Origin of the sequence: Neobacillus vireti, assembly GCF_036962465.1 — a bacterium.
Classification (GTDB): Bacteria; Bacillota; Bacilli; order Bacillales; family Cytobacillaceae; genus Neobacillus; species Neobacillus vireti_B.
The window spans coordinates 56489-78859 of sequence record NZ_JBALNF010000035.1 but is presented as its reverse complement, the minus strand read 5'-3'; the positions used below and the strand labels follow the sequence as shown (position 1 = coordinate 78859).

14 protein-coding genes are annotated in these 22371 nt (G+C 37.6%); all 14 read left to right on the top strand.

Annotated elements, in window-relative coordinates; genetic code table 11:
• Nucleotides 1–65 precede the first annotated feature (65 nt).
• The 14 genes from V7077_RS16205 (at nucleotide 66) to rhaM (ending at nucleotide 22322) form a co-directional block, all read left to right on the top strand.
• Nucleotides 66–3506, top strand: coding sequence for a glycoside hydrolase family 3 C-terminal domain-containing protein (locus V7077_RS16205; RefSeq protein ID WP_335503807.1), 3441 nt, complete (start codon nucleotides 66–68; stop codon nucleotides 3504–3506).
• Between the two features lie 218 nt (nucleotides 3507–3724).
• Nucleotides 3725–5509, top strand: coding sequence for a sensor histidine kinase (locus V7077_RS16200; RefSeq protein WP_335503805.1), 1785 nt, complete (start codon nucleotides 3725–3727; stop codon nucleotides 5507–5509).
• Nucleotides 5487–6974, top strand: a complete 1488-nt coding sequence (locus V7077_RS16195; RefSeq protein ID WP_335503803.1) for a response regulator — start codon at nucleotides 5487–5489, stop codon at nucleotides 6972–6974. Before V7077_RS16200 ends, V7077_RS16195 begins: the two co-directional genes overlap by 23 nt.
• A gap of 62 nt (nucleotides 6975–7036) precedes the next feature.
• The gene (locus V7077_RS16190; RefSeq protein WP_335503802.1) at nucleotides 7037–8323 is read left to right on the top strand and encodes an ABC transporter substrate-binding protein; all 1287 of its coding nucleotides are present in this window, start codon (nucleotides 7037–7039) and stop codon (nucleotides 8321–8323) included.
• 197 nt (nucleotides 8324–8520) lie between these two features.
• The gene (locus V7077_RS16185; protein WP_335503800.1) at nucleotides 8521–9846 is read left to right on the top strand and encodes an ABC transporter substrate-binding protein; all 1326 of its coding nucleotides are present in this window, start codon (nucleotides 8521–8523) and stop codon (nucleotides 9844–9846) included.
• Nucleotides 9847–9932: 86 nt separating this feature from the next.
• A complete protein-coding gene (locus V7077_RS16180; RefSeq protein ID WP_335503798.1) occupies nucleotides 9933–10799 on the top strand; it encodes a carbohydrate ABC transporter permease in 867 nt (288 codons plus the stop codon).
• A gap of 41 nt (nucleotides 10800–10840) precedes the next feature.
• Nucleotides 10841–11692, top strand: a complete 852-nt coding sequence (locus V7077_RS16175) for a carbohydrate ABC transporter permease (RefSeq protein WP_420489663.1) — start codon at nucleotides 10841–10843, stop codon at nucleotides 11690–11692.
• An 86-nt stretch (nucleotides 11693–11778) separates the two neighbouring features.
• The gene (locus tag V7077_RS16170; protein WP_335503794.1) at nucleotides 11779–14616 is read left to right on the top strand and encodes a family 78 glycoside hydrolase catalytic domain; all 2838 of its coding nucleotides are present in this window, start codon (nucleotides 11779–11781) and stop codon (nucleotides 14614–14616) included.
• Nucleotides 14617–14932: 316 nt separating this feature from the next.
• Nucleotides 14933–15766 carry a rhamnulose-1-phosphate aldolase gene (gene rhaD / locus V7077_RS16165; RefSeq protein WP_335503793.1) on the top strand — a complete coding sequence of 278 codons (834 nt, stop codon included), beginning with the start codon at nucleotides 14933–14935 and terminating at the stop codon, nucleotides 15764–15766.
• 78 nt (nucleotides 15767–15844) lie between these two features.
• Complete coding sequence (locus V7077_RS16160) at nucleotides 15845–16996, top strand: iron-containing alcohol dehydrogenase (RefSeq protein ID WP_335503859.1); 1152 nt, start codon at nucleotides 15845–15847, stop codon at nucleotides 16994–16996.
• A gap of 107 nt (nucleotides 16997–17103) precedes the next feature.
• A complete protein-coding gene (locus tag V7077_RS16155) occupies nucleotides 17104–18150 on the top strand; it encodes an autoinducer 2 ABC transporter substrate-binding protein (protein ID WP_335503791.1) in 1047 nt (348 codons plus the stop codon).
• On the top strand, nucleotides 18140–19981 hold the full coding sequence (locus tag V7077_RS16150) for a cache domain-containing sensor histidine kinase (RefSeq protein WP_335503788.1): 1842 nt from the start codon (nucleotides 18140–18142) through the stop codon (nucleotides 19979–19981). Before V7077_RS16155 ends, V7077_RS16150 begins: the two co-directional genes overlap by 11 nt.
• Nucleotides 19978–21627, top strand: a complete 1650-nt coding sequence (locus V7077_RS16145) for a response regulator transcription factor (RefSeq protein WP_335503786.1) — start codon at nucleotides 19978–19980, stop codon at nucleotides 21625–21627. Before V7077_RS16150 ends, V7077_RS16145 begins: the two co-directional genes overlap by 4 nt.
• A gap of 380 nt (nucleotides 21628–22007) precedes the next feature.
• Nucleotides 22008–22322, top strand: a complete 315-nt coding sequence (gene rhaM / locus V7077_RS16140) for an L-rhamnose mutarotase (RefSeq protein ID WP_335503784.1) — start codon at nucleotides 22008–22010, stop codon at nucleotides 22320–22322.
• The last annotated feature ends 49 nt before the right edge of the window (nucleotides 22323–22371 follow it).

The window sequence follows — 22371 nt, the reverse complement described above, 5'->3', positions numbered from 1 at the left end:
GGTAGCCGGTCCCTATTTTTGTAAAAATGGAAGCGCTTTAGATTTTTGGGGGAGGTGTGAATTAGATGAAAAAATCCCAGCTCACTAAGATGGGAAAAAGAACTTTATCTATAATCCTTACTACGACACTTGCAGCAGGTTTAGTTGGTTTTCATGCACCATTGAAAAAAGCTGAAGAAATCCCTGTATTTAAAAAACAAATTGGAGGGGTTTTTGATGGGATGCCGTTGTTTGACGGAGTTCCAGAACATCTAAATGAATATGTGGATGCTTATTTTGATTACACGGGTCTTGAAGGACCTGCTGTTTATGCGACAGGATCGAGGAACCATTACACACTCCAGCGTGGATCAAATGCCGGGAAAGTGATTCCTGGCGCTTTATCCGCAGCTGACAATGTTCAAGGGGTTTCTACTGATTTCCCGGCGTTAACCGGTATGGGGCAAACCTGGAATAAAGAACTGCTTTCTGATATTGGAAAAGTGATGGGAAGCGAAAAAATCAGTACATTAAAAGTAAAGCAAGGGGAGTCAAACATACATGGTGGTGCAAATGCTTCCGCCACGGTTGCCTTCACAGTTGTCAGTGACATGCGGATCAATCCACTTAGTGGAAGATTTGATGAAGGTTTTTCTGAAGATCCAAATATGGCTGCTACAATGGTTGATAACATGGCAGCAGGCTTAAGTGGTACCGATCAGGCAAAGAGTGATGATGGATTCTGGATGCGTGCGGTGGTAGGAACGAAGCATTTTTCCGTTTATAATGCACAATGGTTCCGTCAATCATCTAGTAATAGTGCGAGTGCTCGTTCTATTTTTGAATATCAGACCAAGAGTCCTTTGAAAGCGCTTAGCAATGGTTCTGTTGGTGGAGTTATGACATCATTCGGACGTACGAATGGAATTCCAAACATTCTTTCTCCATATCAACGTCATGCAAATAATTTCTCTAAATATGGAGTCTACAGCTCTCCAGATTTTAATGCTGACCAACTGGTGTTCCAAGGTGCGGAAGGGAATGGGTACGATACCCAGTATGCCACAGACAGAACGAACGCCACTATTTTAATGATATTAGCCAAGGCAAACGCTGGGCGTCCAGGTCCAAATGAGCAAAATGCAAAAGATGATGTTGCTGCAATAGTGAATGCTGTTGAGCAAGGTAAATACGGGCTTACAAAAGAGGATTTAATCGAAGCAGCACGCCCTCATGTGAACCAAATGGTTCGCGTCGGTATTTTTAATGAGGTGGATGAAAACGGAATCCCTAAGAATTACCCATTTGCTCAAGAGGCTAAGGATGTAAGATCCGATCCTGCAACATACAATACTGCTGAACATCAGCAAGTTGCCTTGCGTGCAGCAGAGGAAAGTATCGTATTGTTAAAAAATGATGGAACACTGCCGCTTACCAAAAATAAAAAAGCTACAGTTTCTGGGGCTTATGCAGATTCAAGATTTAAAACAACTTACTCGGTAGGTACCACGCCAAATATCGAAAACTCAGGGATTTCTCCTTTGTTGGCGATTATTAAAGCAAATGGGGCAAGTAACGTGTCCTACTCGGCAGGTGCTAAGGTTGTCGCGTTGAAATCCAAACTAAACGGCCAAGCCGTAACAGCTGATTTAAATGCAGTGGATGTTACAAAAGGTTCTCAGCTAATCACAACTGCTGATCCGGTGGATGTGAACAATCCTGCCCAATTATTTGAAGTATTTGATTGGGGACAAAAAGGTTATAGCATACGTTCTCAAAAGAATGGTCTTTGGGTTACTTCTCCGACTGCAGCTAATGCAGTTGTTGGAAATACAAATAATACGCCTTTAAACCTAACAAATAATGATTGGGATCTTGCCCAAATGCTCGGTAGCACAAGTACAATCCCACCTACAATTCGTGTGGAGGATAATTCAGATCACACAGTATCATTAATTGCTAATGGTTACAGGACAGGGTTTACAGGAGATTTCTCGAATTGGTATTACGCAAACGGACGCTTTATTACAACAGGATCAGATGGAAAACTTAAGACTTCTGGATCGACCCTAACTAATAAAACCATTGCTGCTAACCGAAACGATGGTGTGAAATTTGAACAAACTGTTGTTAAGGAAGTTGGCGCAGATGCAGTCAAACGCGCAGATACAGATGATTACGCTGTTGTCTTTGTCGGGGCTATCCCGCGTCACAGTGCAGGAGAAGGTACCGATCGCTCTGATCTAAATATGGGTGAAGCCGATTATCAATTAGTTGATAAAGTGTCATCCGCTTTTGCTGCAAAGGGTAAAAAGACGGTTGTTGTCGTTAAATCCAGCTTCCCTGTAGGGATGGAAAGGATTCAAAACAATCCAAACGTCTCTGCGATTGTATACCAGCCGTATGGCGGACAATACGATTCATATGCATTGTCTAAGGTTTTGTATGGTGACTATGCACCAACAGGTCGTTTAGCTTCTACATGGTATGCAGATATGTCTGCGTTTCCGAAAATCAATAAGTACTCCATTCCTGAAGGGAATACGTCCGTTACTTTGGATGATATTGATCCACGTTATTCGTTAGATATGACCAATGCTGATCCAGAGGAATCTAAACTAACCTACATGTATACAAATGCAAAAGTAACCTATCCATTTGGTTACGGTTTGTCATACAGTAAATTCTCGTATAGCGATTTCAATGTACCAGCAACAGCTAAAGGGAACTCACCTTTCAAAGTAACCGTTAAAGTGAAAAATGAAGGGAAGGTTAATACTTCAGAAGTGGTGCAGTTATATGTGAAAAACAAAAAATCAGCATATGGCAGTCATGCACCACAAAAGCAATTAGCAGGATTCGATAAAGTTTCCTTAGCTGCTGGTGAAACAAAGACTGTAACTCTATCCGTGAATCCAAAGGATTTCGCCATTTGGGATGTAAATGCGGGTGATTTCATTGTTGAGGATGGAAACTATGAATTGACGATAGGAAGCTCATCCCAAGATATCCGTGCCAAGAAAGATATCGATATTTCAGGTGATTCACTTGCAGCGCTCCCTGCAAATAAGCTATTTAATGTTTTCGACCATGCATTCGCCGCTAATGAGGTTGTTTATAATGAAGTATCTAAAGCCCGTACCGCTGATAACTTAAAAGAGAAGAAAGTGGTTGGAGGTTATTATGCGGTTCATTCTAAGCAGAACGGTTCATGGGTTGCCCTGCCGAAGCTGGTATTGACAGGCTCGCAGAAAGTGACCGCCTCCGTTGCTTCTGATGCAGCTGGCGGAGCAATAACCTTGCATGCTGACTCATTAGATAGTGCACCTTTTGCTACCATTAATGTACCATCTACTAGTAAGAATACGTACACTATCCAAAATGCAGGAGTTACTGTAAATGAGCTTGGGTATAAGGATGTCACAGTAGATTTAGGAAATAATGCGCCAAAAGGACAGCATACGATCTATGTTCAATTCCATGCTCCAGATCTTCGAATTGACAGCATATCTTTCAAGGTGAAATAAAGTAGCATGATGTAATGGAACGAACCTGAAAATGAATGTGTACCACAGCCCTAGTTAAAAGACAAGGGCTGTGGTATTTTAAATTTTAATATATTGATAGGAACCATTATTTTTTTAATACATATAGAAATCCTTTTTATTTAGATTTATGATGACAATAAATCTAAATAAAGTTTAAGTTGATCTGAAGGAAATAATTTTTACTAAGGCGGACAATTATGAGAAAAGTATTCAGAAGAGTTAGAAATTATTATGATCGTGACAAAATTAGATATAAATACTTTTTGATTATGCTCTGCCTTTCTATATTCCCTCTTTTATTACTAGGGTTTATCTCTTTTAATATTGCCAAAAATACATTAGTTCAGAATCAAGTAGAAACAACCAGTAATAATCTTCGAACCTCCAGTGAAGTGACAGACCTTTTGTTCCGGAATATTATTAATATGGAACGTGTTATTTCATGGAGCAATAGTGTCCGAGAAGAGTTAATTGACAGCGCCGCCTTTTCGGAAGTAGGCAAGAATGTATTAGACGAGAACACAACCAAACGAATGCAAGATTTAATCTCTAGTTATTTCATTGATACGGAAGATATTGATTCGGTCTGTTTATTTGATGTTCATTTTCGCCCTGTTTGTTACGGTAACCATAATAGTATAGGCAGTATTGAATTTAATAATAGGTACATGGAAATTTCAAAATCAGCTTGGTATAAAAAGAGTGTTGATGCTCAAGGAAGGCCAATTTTCTTCAGCTATAATGTCCTAGAAGGGGAAAATACCACTTTTTCTTCAGTAAAACTATTACGGGATCCACAAAATGTTTTTAACCCAAAACAAATAGGTTTATTAGTTGTTAATATTAAAAAATCAATGTTTTCTAGAGTTCTAAATGATGACAGTAATAGTGTAATGGCCGTTATCGATTCTTCCAATCATGCGGTAAATAATGTATTTATTAATTCTTCAACACTGAATGAAGAGCTGTCACAGGGCAAGAATACCTTATCGATTTTTCAAAACTTAGAACAAAAAGGTTATTTAATTAGCAGCTATACAAATAACACAACAGGATGGACATTCGCAAATATTACAAAAGAAAAGGTGCTATTAAAACAGTCAAATAAAATAGGCATTATCACAGCCTGCATTTCTGCTATTATTGCGATCATAGCATTATTAATCTCTTATTTTTTATCTGGAAAAGTTGCACAACCATGGCTGCAATTAAAGAAGATGACCGTTGATTGGGCAAAAGGGTTGTGGGGTTCAGGGCAAAATAATGAATCTGACACCATAGGCGTTATCGGCGAAACATTTCAAAGAATCACAGTTGAAAATAAAGAACTAAACGAGAGGCTTATTCATTCGCAGTTAAAAGAGCGGGAGGCCGAACTTCGGGCATTACAAGCCCAGATTAAACCGCACTTTTTATATAATACGTTGGATTCGATTTATTGGATGGCCATCTTGGAAAACAATAAGGATATTGCGGAGATTGCCATTGCCCTATCACAAAGTTTCAAGCTGAGTTTAAATAATGGAGAAGATCTAATTCCTATTTCAAAGGAATTAGAGCATATTCACCATTATATGACCATTCAAAATCTCCGTTATCAAAACCGGTTTCGTTATATCGAGGATGTTGACTCGTCTTTAATGGAAAAACCTATTCTTAAGCTGTTGCTGCAACCTTTTATCGAAAATGCAATCTACCATGGCCTTGAGACCAAAGTTGGTGAAGGGAACATTAAGTTAATAGGAAGAATCTCTGAGGGGTGGATCACCTTTACGATCAGGGATGATGGTGTGGGGATTGATGACTTGCAGAAAACGGAAAGCGGCTATGGAATAAAAAATGTACGCGAGAGGCTTAAATTATTTTATGGTGAGGATAGTACATTGTTTATTTCAAGTAAAGTAGATGAAGGAACCTGTATAGAGATTAGTTTCCGTGAAGGTAAAGGGGGAGTAATGGGTGCTAAAAGCCGTGTTATTTGATGATGAATACATTGTTCTTCAAGGATTGCAAAAGATGATAGACTGGTCAAAATACGGAATTGAGCTGGTAGGTACGGCAAGTAATGGATTGGCAGCAATTGATTTAGTTGAAACATATTCCCCGGATATCGTTTTTACTGATATCCGAATGCCTGGAATGAATGGCTTGGAGGTTGTTGAAAAGATTTTAGAAGCTGCACCTGAGATTGTTTGTGTTGTTTTTAGTGGATTTAATGAATTTGAATATGTAAAAAAAGCTATAAAGTTAGGTGTTTCAGATTATCTGGAAAAGCCTATTACCATCCCAATGATAGAGGATACAATCCAAAGAATACTTGAAAAATTACAGCATCAAAAAACAGTCCTATCGTTAGAGGAGAAATGGGAAGACAGTCGAATTGAGCTTATTCAAAAAGCAACCTTGGATTTACTTCTTCAGGGTGATGAGGTATTGCCGAAGTGGAGGAAGAGTTTTGAGGAAGAAGTTAAGGACATTGTGGCGGTTACCGTCTTGGCTCTTTCCGAAAAAGGCCCTGACTTACCGAGTCACCCTTCATACTTTTCTGTATGTATTCGCAATGGTGCAGAGCACCTGCTTGTTATTTTTCATCTGGAAGCAGATTCAACAGAACTGATGAATCAATTAATATATTGGCCGAATGAACGCGGAATAACCATTGGATCAGGAAGGACCTATCCTAATCTTACTGACGCACCCAAAAGCTACAAAGAAGCATTACAAGCATTACGATATGGCCAGTTTATGGAACATGGAGAATGGATACGGTTTGAGGAAATAGGAGAAAATCCCAATATTCCAAGTGACTTATCGGAACAGGAAGAAGCCATCATCTTCTTTTTGCGAACGGGTAACAAGACAGGACTTTACCAGCAGCTTGAGGAGTTTATTAGCAAAATTCAATTACAGCGCTTAAATCCAGACGTGATGGAGCGTGAAATATTAAAACTTATTTACCTTGGAATGGAAGTGGCAAAAGAAACAGGAGAAGATATATCAAATTTAAGTCAGGGAAATTACTTGCCGCACGTAGACATTAGATTATTGAATACTAAAGAGCAAATGTTTAGTTGGTTGAAGCGGCAAATGGAAATGATAATGGATTGGTTCCTCTTAATTCGTAAGGATAAAAAGCATGATGCCGTAGAAAAAGCATGTACATATATAGAAAAGAATTTTTCTAAAGATTTGACGTTGCAGGATGTTGCGGAGTATGTTGGGATGAATCCGACCTATTTTAGTCTTTTATTTAAGGAAGAAATGAAGCAATCATATATTAAATATTTGACTAAGCTGCGAATGGAGCGGGCCAAAGAACTTCTAAGGGAAGGGAAAAAGGTAGCGGAAGTTAGTGAAAAGGTAGGTTATCATACTTATAGACACTTTTCCGAATTATTTAAGAAACATGCAGGAGTCAATCCAGGGCAATATCGAGATTCTTTTTAATACATTTACAGATAAGAGAAAGAGCGGAAATGGGTATGTTGATAAACAGGAAAATATTTTTAATGATGATAGGAATACTTCTAATATTTTCGTCTATTATAGCAGGCTGCAGTAGTAACGATGAAAATAGTACAACTAAATCCACCCCAAAGGAAGTTACCTTAAGCCTTTTAATTGATAATCAAGTAGATCAAACGGGAATTCGAGCAGTTGCTGCCAAAATTGAAAAGAAATATCATATAAAAACAGATATTGAAACACGTCCAAGCGGAGTGGAAGGTCATCAGGTCATGAAAACTCGATTGGCTACCGGTGATATGGCAGATTTGGTTATTTATAATTCTGGATCTCTTTTGCAATCACTTAATCCGGAGGAATATTTTGTTGATTTGAAAGATGAGCCGTTTATGCGGAAAATAGTACCATCCTTTAAGGATTCAGTTACCGTTAACGGCAAGGTATTCGGGCTTCCAATCGGCAGTGCGATTGCAGGCGGATGGCTCTATAACAAAAAGGTTTATCAAAAGTTAGGCCTAACTGTGCCAAAAACTTGGGACGAATTAATAATCAATAGTGAAAGGATTAAAGCCGCTGGTAAAACAGCAGTCATTGGTACTTATAAAGATGATTGGACTTCGCAGTTAATTGTTGTTGCCGATAACCATAATGTTATTTCTGCCGACCCTACCTTTGCAGAAGACTTTTCAGTTAATAAAGCAAAATTTTCTAGTACACCAGCAGCATTAAGGAGCTTTGAAAAATTATCGGAGGTATACAAAAGGGGTTTCTTAAACAAAGACTTTCAAACTGCTACCTATAATGAAGGTTTGAAAATGTTAATAGATGGGACTGGGGTTCAATATCCTATGTTATCATCGTTTTTCTTGGGAATCGTAAAGAATTACCCAGATAAGATTAATGATATTGGTTTCTTTCCTCAGCCTGGAGATAATCCTAAAGACAAGGGAGTAACAATCTTTATGCCCGCTGCAATCTATGTAAATAAGAATACACAGCATTTAGAAGCAGCTAAAGAGTGGTTATCTTATATTGTATCTACTGAAGGTGTGAAACTGCTTTTTGATGAGAGGATCCCTGTAGGGCCGTTTGCCGTAAAAGGTATGAATGATCCGAAAAAAGTTATCCCTGCTGTAAGGGATATGTTACCTTATTTTGAAACTGGAAAAACCACGCCGGCACTGGAATATCTGAGTCCCTTAAAAGGGCCAAACCTACCGCAAATTACCATCAAGGTAGGGAGTGGAACCATTTCAGCAAAAGCAGGCGCAGAATTATATGATAAAGATGTAGAAAAACAAGCAAAGCAGCTAGGACTTAAAGGCTGGTAGCTATAATTTGAGAAAAAAGTCTTTCTTCAATACAAAATTGAATGAAAGACTTTTTTTATCTAAAAAAAACGGACGTATTTCCAAAAAAAGCACCACTTATATAAAAAAATGAAAGCGCTTAGAATGAAATTAATCACCTAGTATTAATATCACAGATATGTATGGGTTAGAACTACATTAAAAAAGGGGGAAAAGAGATGATCAGGAGCAAAAATAAAAAGATCGCCTCAATATTGTTAAGTAGTGCACTAATGGCAGGAATATTAGCCGGATGCAGCAACAAGGAAGAAGCCACTTCTGGTGGCGGCAGCAGCAAAAGCAAAGAAAAAGAAAAAGTAACCTTTCTAATTGATAATCAGACACAATTAGATGGAATCAATGCCATTATCGATGCATTTGAAAAGAAGAATAATATTAAAGTAGAAATTGAGACTCGGCCTGGCGGCTCAGAGGGAGATAATATTATAAAAACCCGCTTAGCAACGGGTGATATGACGGATTTAGTATGGAATAACTCAGGTTCGCAGTTACAAGCACTGAACCCTGAACAAAATTTTGTCGACCTTAGTAAAGAACCTTTCATGGAAAATATTATGGACGATTATAAGGATGCTGTTTCAGCAAATGGAAAGGTGTTTGGAATTCCAGGTACCCCAACAAATGCCGGCGGCTGGTTATATAACAAAAAGGTTTATGCAGAACTAGGCCTTTCCGTTCCTAAAACATGGGATGAATTAATGGCTAATAATGAAAAAATTAAACAAGCTGGCAAAACAGCTGTAATCGGAACTTATAAAGATACTTGGACATCTCAAGTGATTGTCCTTGCAGATAACTATAATGTTCTTGCTGATGACCCGAACTTTTCAGATGATTTTACAGCTAATAAAGCAAAAATTGCGACTACCCCTGCAGCACTGCGAAGCTTTGAAAAGTTAGCTGAGGTTTATAAAAAGGGTTATATGAATAAAGATTTTCTTGCAACTGGTTATGATGCAGGCTTAAAAATGTTAGCTGATGGGACTGGTGTACAGTATCCAATGATCACCTTCGCTTTAGCTAATATTGCAGCAACTTCCCCAGACAAAATGCAGGATATTGGATTCTTCCCACAACCAAGTGACAGTGCTGATAAGAATGGATTAACGGTGTGGATGCCTGCGGGAATCTTTATCAATAAAAATAGTGAACATATCGATGCAGCGAAGAAATTTTTAGAGTTCTATGTATCTCAAGAAGGTATTGATCTATATACATCCAAAATCAAACCAACTGGACCGGTTGCGGTAAAAGGAATCACGCTTTCAGATGATGTTTACCCTGCAGTTAAGGATATGCAACCATATTTTGAATCAGGCAAAACGGCTCCAGCTCTTGAATTCCTCAGCCCAGTTAAAGGGCCTAGCCTAGAGCAAATTACAACTCAAGTGGGCAGTGGAATTAGCTCAGCTTTAGACGGGGCGAAGCTATACGACAAAGATGTTGAAAAACAAGCAAAACAACTAGGTCTTAAAGGTTGGTAAATAGTTATTAATCTATTGATTTATTGGCCCTGACTAGTTTCTAGCAGGGCCAATCTATTAGAAAGAGTTGAAGGGAGGAGAGGAAGTTGAATAAGTCAGCAAACAAAACATATACGTATTACTTCCTTTTACCAGCAGGTATCGTTTATTTTGTCTTTTTCTTGTTGCCGACCATTATGTCACTTTTTTTCAGTATGACTTGGTGGACGTTAACAGATTGGAAGTTTATTGGTTTTGAAAACTTTAAGACATTCTTATCAGAACCATCTTTGAATATTGGTTTTAAGAACACTCTAATATACGCAGTTGTGACATCAGGTTTGAAAGTCATTCTTGGTCTTTTACTAGGTGTTTTTCTTAGTTCGAAACTGAAAACTGTCGGATTTATTCGTTCGATGATCTTTTTTCCTACATTGTTAAGTACGATTGCAGTGGGTATTGCGTTTACCATGTTAATGCATCCTTCACAGGGCCTAATTAATATTGTCCTTAAAGGAATCGGAATTGTTGGGCCAGACTGGTTAGGGGATACGAAAATTGCGCTTGTTTCAGTCGCTTTGGTTGATGTTTGGAAAGGGGTCGGAATGGCGACCGTTATTTTCATTGCTGGAATTATGTCTATTCCAGAAGATTACTATGAAGCACTTATGATCGATGGTGGAAATGCATGGCATAAATTTAAGAGCATCATTTTACCTCTTAGCAGACCAGCGATGAACACAGTTATTATTCTTTCCTTTATTGGCGGCTTACGTTCGTTTGATTTGATTTGGACAATGACAAAGGGAGGACCTGGTTTTAGTACTGACCTGATTGCCTCCATTATATATAAGCAATATCAGGCAGGTTTTTTCGGTCTTTCAACCGCTGGAAATGTTATTTTATTCATACTCGTTTCTGCGTTAGCCTTCCCTCTATATGCTTATCTCAATAGTAAAGAGGTGGACTTGTAATGAGTAAAGTGGTCATTAGTGAAATCGAAACGAAACCAATAATGACAAAGAAAAGTAACGTGAAGACGCGTAAAAAACTATGGAAAGTTCTATTCGAATGCTTTGCTGTTATAACTACCCTAGGAATCTTTGGAATACCATTTTATTTTGTTATTATCAATGCCTTTAAAGATGTAAAGGAATCATCACTATTAAATATGGATTGGCCAAGAACATTTCACATTATGGAGAATTTCAAGGCTGTTATTAATGCAAGAGATGGGATGATTTTACGTGCATTTTATAATAGTGTGATGATTACAGGATTATCGATTATTCTTCTCATCTTACTAGGTGCTGCTGCTGGCTATGTATTACAGCGTAAAGTAACAAAAGTAACGCCATTTTTTAACTTTTTAATTCTCGCGGGGTTGATCATTCCTCCAGCGGTGGTCCCAACGATCTGGGTGCTTCAAGAGATTGGACTTTTTAAAACCATGCCGGGTATTGTCCTTGTTGAGGTAGCATTAAACCTGCCATTTACGATTATATTGTATCGAGGCTTTATGGTTACGATTCCTAGATCCCTTGATGAGGCAGCCTTAATAGATGGATGTGGAAGGTTCCGATTATTCTTTAATATTATATTACCATTGCTAAAACCTGTATCAGCAACCGTAATTGTTTTAACAGCAGTAAGTGTCTACAATGATTTTGTGAATCCATTGTATTTCTTTCCAGGTGCAGAGAATGCTACCTTACAGCTAACACTCTATAATTTTATGAGTATGTACATCACGCAGTGGAATTTACTATTTACTAATATTTTAGTGATCTCTATTCCACCGCTAATCTTATTCATTATCTTTAACAAGAAAATTGTTGCTGGAATGACGGCAGGATCTGTTAAATAAGGAATTACAAAAAATTGAGATTTGATCAAAGACCCGATTTCATCCTGTTCAAAGAATGATCGGGTCTTAACTTTGGAGGCAAATCTATGGAATGGAAAGCAAATTGGATATGGGATAGGAGCGGAGAACATCCAAGAAATCATTGGACATGTTTCAGACGGACTTTCAGTGTTAGCGGGGAATATGAATCAGCAATATTATCAATATCAGCTGATACAAAATATTCGGTCTATATTAATGGTCAACTAATCGGCTCTGGACCAGTACGTGGCTGGACCACCGAATGGTATTATGACCAATATGAATTAAGCGGTCTTAAAAAAGGAGAAAATGTGATTGCTGTGTTAGTTAATCACTATGGAATGAGCACAATGCATTATATCGAAGGGCGTGGCGGCTTATTAGCGCAAATTGATTTCTACAATAAAGGCCAGGTGGTTGGCCAGCTGTTGACAGATGAAAGGTGGAAGACTGCCAATCATGAAGGATTTATTAAAGAATCTGTCAAAATGTCTAATTGTTTATCATGGGCAGAAATTTATAATGCAAATTTATTTGATAGTGATTGGGAACAGCTTTTCTTTGACGACTCTGGTTGGGATGTTGCAGAAATAATCGGTCCCTTCGGAGTAAGCCCTTGGAAGAGCCTGATTCCTCGGGATATCCCTCATTTAACAAATGAACCCATGTATCCCAAAAGTGTATTATCTTTAAAAGAAGTGAGACCTGTTTCACAACACTTTTCGATTGATTTAAAACCGACTTTTTTTCCCGGAGAATTGGATTGTAATTCAGGAAAAACGATGCAGGGTTATGTAGTGACTGAACTTTACACTACCAAGGATGCATCAGGGGAAATGACCCTCACCTTTGATGCACATGCAGGAGCCAAGTGGGAGTTCACTCTTAATGGAGAGCAGTACAAAACGCAAAATGGAAAATATGAAAAAGTAAGTCTAAGGAAGGGTGGAAATTTATTAATCATTGATTTGGGCGGGTTCTTTCACGAACCGACAATCCATTTGACATTGAATTTCCCTGAAGAAATTAATTTGATCGCTCCATTCAGCCAAGAAGAAGCTAAATTTATTGGCTTTGGACCTTTTTATTCAACCACTCAACTACAGATAGGTAAACCCATCGAATTAGAGGTTCCGGTTGAAAATGAATATTTCCTAATAAAGCAGTTATCATCCATAAGTGAATTAAGTCCCTTTAAGAACTGGGCGAAGGCGATTCCGAATAGCCATGTTTGTACCGAAAATGTAAGCCTGCTTTCGATTTTTAAAGAAAATATAAGAAATTACCCGATAGGATTTGAACAGCAAAATATGGTTTTGCCAAATCATAGTTTTACTCTTGTCTCACCGATGGAAAGAGGGGATACAGAATATCTAATTGATTTTGGCAAGGAATACTTAGGTCATATTGAATTTGAAGTAGAGGCTTTAAAGGGGGCTATTTTTGACTTCTTCTTGTTTGAAAGTATCCACCAGGATGGGAGAATCGAGCATACTTTTTCATTGAATAACTCATTAAGATACGTTGCTAAGGACGGCCGGCAAGTTTATCGGTCCTTTATTCCTAGAGGTTTTCGATATATGATGCTCACAATCCGTAATTTAAAAACGCCATGTAAAATTTTTAATATAAAAGTAAATGTTACTACCTTCCCTACAGGAAATATCGGATCTTTTAGCAGTTCGGATTATCAATTAAACCAAATTTGGGAAATATCCAAGCATACCATTCGAATGTGTACACAAGATACCATTATTGATTGTCCCGCCTATGAACAGGCACTTTGGACGGGAGATTCTTATAATATTTCCTTAATGAATTATTATACATTTGGAAACTATGACTTAGTAAAACGATGTTTAAGGTTAATTTCTAAATCCGTTTATCGCTCGCCGCTGCCAGAATCCCATGTGCCTAGTGGATGGCAGAATGTCCTAACGGCTTGGTCCATTTTATGGATGAAGGCATGCCATGAATATTATCGATACACGGGTGATATAGAATTTATTAAAGAGGTTTATCCGGAGCTAAAACTGACTGTTCAACATTTTCAAGGATTTATAAATCAAGATGGTTTATTGGAAATTTCTGCTTGGAATATGTTAGATTGGGCACCGATGGATACAGAGCATAATATTGTCACGCATCAAAATGCACTCCTCGTTGATGCATTAAGGCAAACCGCTTACTTAGCGTTCATTATTGGGGAGAATGATGATGAAGTAACCTTTTTAACTTTATCCGATGAATTGAAACGAGCAATAAACAAATACTTATGGGATGAAGAAGAAAAGGTATTTATTGATAGTATTCATAAGGACGGGACTCGATCAAAAATTCATAGTGTTCAAACAAACTTAATTGCCTATCTTACAAACTGTGTGGAAGGAAAGCGCAGAGATATTATCGAACAATATATAGTAAATCCGCCAGAAAAGTTTGTCCAAATAAAAAGTCCCTTTGTCCTATTTTTCTATTATCAAGCATTAATGGAATTAGGGAAAAATGATCTAGTACTCGATAATATTAAGAATGCATATGGTTATATGCTGGAAAATGATGCAACAACATGTTGGGAAGGGTGGGAATTAATCGAGGGAGACTTTAGCCGCAGTCATTGCCATGCCTGGTCAGCAGCACCTACCTATGTGTTTGGGGTTCTCTTCTTTGGCGTAAAACCATTGGAACCTGGTTTTACGAAAGTATCGATTGCACCAAATTTAAATGGACTTAAGTGGATAAAAGGCTCCGTTCCTATTCCACAAGGGAGAATTGATATCTATTGTAAGGATTTAGGTGATTATATTGATTTACAAATTACTTTACCAGAGGATGTTGAAGCTCAAATCATTCCTCCTTCTAAAAATATAAGCGTAAAAGTAAATGGAATCAAAATAAGGTAACCACTACAGCCAAACTTCTTCGAAAGTTTGGCTTGTTAAATAGTTTTTGTTGAACTAGAGGTGACTCATATGAATAACTTATACCAAAATTAAATAAAGCCAAAAGAAAACAGACTTTTAATGTCTGTTTTCTTTTTATTAATCAGAAACAAACAAATAAAAAATGTGGCGAAAATGTTAAATAACCAAAAATAAACAAAGGTATATTCTTTGTTTTATGTTGATTTATGTTTGTTATCAAGCTATGATAATAGTGTAAAGAAAATAACTAACCAAACTTATATAAATTTAATTATTTTAAAGGGAGAGATTGAACATGAGTCTGAATGTGAGAAATTTAATATACAGAGCACCATTTATCCAAGAAATGATGGAAGCCACCTCTAATTTGTACCGATTGGGTTGGGATGAACGTAATGGAGGAAATATTAGTTACTTACTAAATGAGTTTGAGGTGTTACCTTATCTGGATATTGATAGTGTAGTTAGAACAGTACCTATGAATTTTAATGCTTCAGCACTAGCAGGCAGATACTTTGCCGTTACTGGCTCTGGAAAATACTTCAAAAATGTAAAAGATGATCCATCCTCTAACCTAGGGGTTATCCGGATTGGGGAGGACGGAAAAAGCTATGAGATCCTTTGGGGCCTTGAAGATGGCGGGGTAGCAACAAGTGAACTTCCAACACATCTAATGAATCATATGAAACGGTTAGAAGCTGACAAAAACCACCGTGTGATCATGCATTGCCACGCAACTAATTTGATTGCAATGACATTTTCACATAGCTTGAAGGAAGAAGATTTTACTAAAACGCTTTGGGAAATGTGTACCGAATGTATTGTTGTTTTCCCTGATGGTGTTGGTGTCATTCCTTGGATTATTCCAGGAACGAATGAAATTGGCGAAGCAACTGCAGAAAAAATGGAACATACACGCCTTGTCGTGTGGCCGCACCATGGTATCTTTGGAGCAGGCACCACAATGGATGAAACTTTTGGTCTAATTGAAACAGCTGAAAAAGCAGCCCAGGTTTATACCTTTGTATGTGCTCAAGGCGGTAAAAAACAAACTATTACGGACCAGCAGCTTCAAGACCTTGCAGATGCATTCCATGTTGTACCTAGACCAGGAATCTTAAATTTATAAATGGATTTACTATTAGGGGACATATTGTCCCTTAATTTTAAAAATAAATTTGTGAAATAGTGAACATAAAAAGGAGGAATAGCAGTGAGTGTTTATTATGTACCAAGTACAAATTTAATGGGTAGAGGCTGTTTAAAGGAGTTAGCTCCACTAGTGAAGGATCTTCGCTTTAAAAAAGCAATGGTGGTAACTGATAAGTTTTTAAATCAAAGTGGAGTTGCTGGTAAAGTTCTAGCAGAATTAGATTCAATTAATCTTGAATACATTGTTTATGATGATGTAAAGCCAAATCCAACCATTGAAAACGTCTATACGGGTGTAGACGTATTTAAAACAAATGAATGTGATGTACTCGTTTCCGTTGGCGGCGGTTCCCCGCAAGATACAGCAAAAGCGGTCGGTCTTTACCTAACAAATGGCGGCGACATTCGTGATTATGAGGGCGTTCATAAAACGAAAAATAAATCAATTCCGATCATTGCCGTCAACACCACTGCAGGTACATCAAGTGAATTTACCATCAACTATGTAATCACCGATAAAGAACGTGAAGTCAAAATGGTTATGGTAGATAAAAATAGTTTAGTGACTATTTCTGTAAATGACCCAGAGTTAATGCTCGATAAGCCGGCGGCATTAACTGCTGCAACAGGTATGGATGCTCTAACACATGCAATTGAGGCAATTGTTACTCCAGGTGCTTATGCTGTAACAGATGCGACTGCCCTTGCAGCAGTTGAAATTATTTTTAACTATTTACCTCGTGCGGTTAAGAATGGTCATGATATTGAAGCCCGTGAACAAATGACGTACGTTATGTTCCTAGGCGGAATTGCCTTTAATAATGCCGGTCTTGGATTTGTACATGCGATGGCCCACCAGCTTGGCGGAGTTTATGATTTACCACACGGTGTTTGTAACGCCATGCTACTTCCGATCGTGGAAAGAGAAAATGCTAAACGTGACCCAAGGAAATTCCGTGCGATTGCAAAAGCTGCCGGGCTTGAAGTAGCTGGTAAAACGGACGTGCAATGTGCGGAAGAGGTAATTGCCGCGATTAAAGCACTATCAAAAGAAGTTGGAATTCCAAGTAAGCTGGCAGAACTAGGCGTGGAAGAAGTAGATTTAGAAAAACTTGCTGTTAACTCTTTAAAAGATGCTTGTGCTCCAGGAAACCCATTTGAGCCTACAAAAGAAGAAGTTATTGCCATGTTTAAGGAAATCCTCTAAGTTATTTAAGTAATAAAAACGATTTCAAAATATGTTATACTATTTAGGAGGCCAGGTTAATAGATGGCCTCTTCTTTCCATTTAGTTAGCTTCTCTTATGTGAGGTGTTGAACATTAAAAATAACTTTAGATTTTTGGTTTGTTTTTTAATAGTAATATTTGTAAGCGGTTGCGAATTAAATTCCGGAAAATATCAAATTATTTATAACGGAGATCAAAAGAAAGAGCAACATAAACAAAATGAAAACAAAGAAACTTACACGATTGCTATCGTACCTAAAGTAAGTGGAATTCCTTATTTTAACGCAGTCGAAGAAGGAGCCTTCGAAGCTGGGGAGGACCTAAACCTTAATGTTTTATTCACTGGTCCGCCTATTGCGGATTGGAAGCAGCAGCGAAATATTATTGAGGATTTTATTCAGCGGGACGTTGATCTAATTGCTGTTTCAGCTAATGATTCAGAAAGATTAGGACCTGTATTGCAAAAGGCAAGAGAAAAAGGCATAAGAGTAATTACATGGGATTCGGATACCGACAAAAAGTATAGAGAACTTTTTATAAATATGGTTAACCCTGAAAACCTCGGCCGGCATTTAATGGATAACTTGGCCTCTAAGATGGGGGAAAAAGGCGAGTACGCTATCATGACGGGTTCACATGCTGCGGCCAATTTATCAACGTGGATGAACTATATCATCAAGCAGCAGGAAGAGGAATATCCAGAAATGAGATTAGTAGAAGTGGTTGAGACGGAGGATAATCCCCAAAAATCATATACAAGGGCTGAAAAGCTATTAAAAACATATCCTAACTTGAAAGGGATACTAGGCAGTTCCTCAGTCGGTCCACCCGCAGCAGCACAGGCAGTTAAGAATGCGGGAAAAACTGAAATGGTTATGGTAACAGGGCTTTCTACTCCTAATTTAATGCGGAGTTATCTAAAAGATGGATCTGCTCAAATGATTACATTATGGAGCCCTAAAAAACTAGGTTATTTAACGGTTAGTCTAGCGAAGGAATTATTGAGCGGCAAAAATATTAACGATGGACAGCATATCGGAAGGGTTGGGAATATCAACATAAAAGGTGACACCGTCATTATGGGGCTTCCCATAGACTTTACAAGGGAGAATATCGACCAATATGATTTCTAGGCTTTTTGAAAAAATAATCTTAAAAAACTCCCGGTTATCAACGAAACTAATTATTACCTATATTTTGCTAACGGTTATTCCGATGGGCCTTTTAGGCGTCCTAGCGTACTATGAATATACCAAATCCATTGAAGAAAAAGTCGGAGAATATATTCCTAAATTATTAAAGCAAGCGAATAATAATATAGAAAACAATTTAGATGAGTTAGAAAGACTCCCAGAACTTATTTACAGCTCAAGCGATGTTATGTCTGTTTTAAGAGATAGCAGCTATAAAAATCAATCTCAATTAAATCAGGATCAATTTGTAGTAGAAAGCTACTTAACGAATACCTATCTTGATAATAGCTCAGAAGTATTGGGGGTATTCCTTCTCTCTAAAAATCGCTCCTTTGTCAGTACGAGGATTCCCTATGAGGGGTTTAATCTTGAAAATCTCTCCCTTCCCTATGGCGAAGAACATGATTTAGGAGAGAAAGTCGAAATCATCCTGCCTAATCAAGCAAGTCTAAAGTTTAAAGGTAATCCTCCTTATATTTTGTTAATGAAACAGGTAACAGATGTTGATAATAGAAAATCACTTGGTACGATGTTTTTAGCGGTTAAAATATCATTTATTGAAGATGTTCTAGCTGATCTAGAGAAGGAAAAAAATGCGGCCATGTGGGTGATGGATGAGAATGGCCAGGTCATTTTCCATACAGATTCATCAAAGATTGGTTCGGTTATTACTGAAGTAAAGGATTACCCAATAGAAAACGGAAGCTTTCAGACCGGCACAGCCCAAGAAAGAACACTTATAAGTATAAATAAATCGGCACGTCATAAATGGATTTTAGTTCATAGTATTCCATTAAAACATCTAACAATGGGAACGAATATGGTTAGAAATGTAACCATTTTAGCCTTTTTTACGTTAGTCATCATTACGAGTCTCATATCGGTTTTTCTTGCCTGGTCAGTCACAAAGCCTATAAAAAAACTAGGCCGTATCATGCAAGAAGTGGAAGAAGGCAATTTAAGTGTCTCCATTCCTGTTCATTCAAAAGATGAGGTTGGCGTCTTGGCCCAAAGCTTTGACTCCATGCTTACAGAAATTAGGGATTTAATCCAAAAAAACTATTCTATTGAAATACGTCAAAAGAACGCGGAATTATATGCGCTGCAATCGCAGATAAACCCGCACTTTATGTACAATACTCTCCAAACGATTAGTATGGCAGTTGAAGACGGCGAATCTGAAACAGTTGTTGAAATGGTTACACTTCTTGGCAGGATGCTTCGTTATTCGTTAAATAACAAGGATCGGCTGGTGCCAATTGCACAAGAAGTTGACCATATTCAGGACTATTTAAAAATTCAAAAATACAGGTTTGAAGAAAGACTTTCCTATGAAATTCAGACGGAGCTTGATTCTGACTCCTATTTTACGCCCAAATTTATTTTACAGCCTCTTGTCGAGAATTCTATTAAATATGGACTAGAGAAACGAAAAGGGTTATGTATTCAGATTTTTGTGAAAGAAATTTTTAATCAGCACGGAGATAAAGATATCCTATTTACCATTCGCGATAATGGTCCAGGAATAGTTGAAGAAAAGCTTGATGAGTTAAAGTGCAAATTAAAATCCGATCCAATGGGAAAAAGAGAGTCAGGTTTTGGAATACTCAATGTTCACGCCCGGGTCATGATGATGTTTGGAGATCAATATGAATTACAAGTAAATAGTTCCATTGAAAAAGGGACGGAGATTATGATTCAAATTCCAGCCATTTTAAAGAATGAAGTAACAAATTACTCCGTGATTCAAAGGGAGGGTGAGGGAAGATGACTCAAATAAGAACAGTTATCGTCGATGATGAAGGAAGAATTCGAAGAGGGATTGAACGAATGGTTCGATCATTAGGCAGTGAATGGGAAATCGTGGGTACATTTTCTGATGGATTAGAAGCTTATGAAGCGGTTATCAATCAATCCCTTTCTTTTGACCTGCTCATTTCCGATATTAGGATGCCGGAAATGGATGGGTTAACCTTAAATAAAAAACTTAAAAGTCATCGATCCTTCCTGACCATTTTTATTAGTGGATTTGATGATTTTGAATATTTGCAGACTGCCCTTCGAGATGGCGCTGCTAATTATATTTTGAAGCCGATTGATAAGGAACAGTTTCAAATCCAGATGGATGAAGTAAAACAAAAAATCCAGATGCTTTATAAAGAAAAGCAGGAATGGCACAGAATTCAAGAGAAGGCTTCTCAATTAGAGTACACGAAACAGCTGCAGCTATTAAGTGAAATGACATGGAATGAAGAAAAAGATATCGCGTATCTAGAATGGATCCGGCAATTTCCAAGCGGCTGCTATCAATTAATTCATGTTAGTATTGATCAGGTTTTATCACAAACAAGAGAATTTCTGCCCGGAGATTGGACTACCTGGACTCAAAAAATTGAAAATATGTTAGAAGAAACGGTTGCAGGTACAATTCGAATACACCAGATTAATAGCTGGTGGTGGCGGGGCAGTAAGTTAAACTATTGGATTTTGTTGCACATTCCAGACAAAAACTGTGTTTCCAATTTTTTATCAATTTCAAGAGAATTTGCAGAAAAGCTTAGAATCTCCATACACAGATCAACCACGCTAACAGGATCAATTGGATTGGGCCATGAATTTAAAGATCTTGCATTATTCAGTGACATGAAGAACGAACTGCTTACCTTACTTCAGTTTCGAATCATTCAAGGAGGAAATCAAGTCTTTGAGACTGATTTGTTTGAAAGTATGAGAGTTCAAAAATCAAAGGGAATCTCATCTTCTATCCTAAAATTTACAGAACAAGTGATTAACTCATTTGCTCAAGGAAAAAGGGATGATTTACTTAAGGCATTACAAGGCTTTTTTCATGAAATAGAATCCTTATCATCACCGATTATGATTAATGAAGCGGTTCATTATTTATTAATAGGGATTGTGAATAATTGGATTGAAAATGATGGCTATAGTGAGGATCCGAATTTACTAACAGATGCTTTAGGTATTACAAAAAATGCAGCAAATTTCATCCAATTGAAGGATAGGGTGAAAATGTGGATTATACAAGTGATGGAAAAAATGGCTGATTTGAAAAAGGAGCAGCATAATCCTATTCAGGTTGCAAAAGAGTGGATAAAGAATAATTTGGGGGACAGTATTTCGATAAAGAAAATTGCACAGCAGGTCTATATGAACCCCAACTATTTTTGTGATTATTTTAAGAGCCAAACTGGGGAGACGATTTTGGATTATGTCACCTCCGCAAGGCTTGAAAAGGCCAAGGAACTGCTAGAGAAAACGGATTTGAAAATTTATGATATTTCCTTATCTGTAGGTTATCAAGATACAAAATATTTTAGCCGCTTATTCAAACAATGGATAGGCCAGACACCCTCGCAATTTAGAGATCAATTCTCTAAAATTGCATCAGATAATTAAGAGGTTTAAAGAGTCAAGGATCCAATATCCTTGACTCTATTGTCGTTTACCAGGAAATTTTAAAATAACGCTTGTGGATACCTGATAATTAAAGGACTGTCGAAGTCCAGCTCCAGCACCTAGCCTCTCGATGATCTACAGCCACTCAGGGAATGAAGGCAAGGAACGGCTTCTTTCCCTGAGCGTCTTATGCTTGTAGGGGCTAGAAAAAAATGAACTACTTTTTCCCTGTTCAAGGCGCTTACGCTTTTGTTTATTGCAACCCCTTCCAACATTCTGAATATTTTCACCCCTAACTGAATTTTGTCTCCTACAAGTAAGCGTTTCATCACGGTATAGTTTAACTATAAAGAAAATACATTCTAGAAAGGAAAATACATATGATCAGAAAAGCGAGTATCATGTTTGTTAACCGTGATAGCTATGAAGAATATAAGCGCCGCCACGATGAAATATGGCCGGAAATGGCTGCAGAATTAAAGGCACATGGTGCACATAATTATTCTATTTTTCTAGATAAAGAGACCGGCAGATTATTTGCTTATTTAGAAATTGAGGATGAAGAGAAATGGGAGCATATGTCACAAACCGCTATTTGTAAAAAATGGTGGGCATATATGGAACCGCTAATGGACACGAATTCAGATAATAGTCCAGTATCAATTAATTTAGAGGAAGTATTTTATTTAGAATAGTAGTGTTGTACTAGTTTCAGAAATGAAACCGTTTCCTGGACAAAAACAA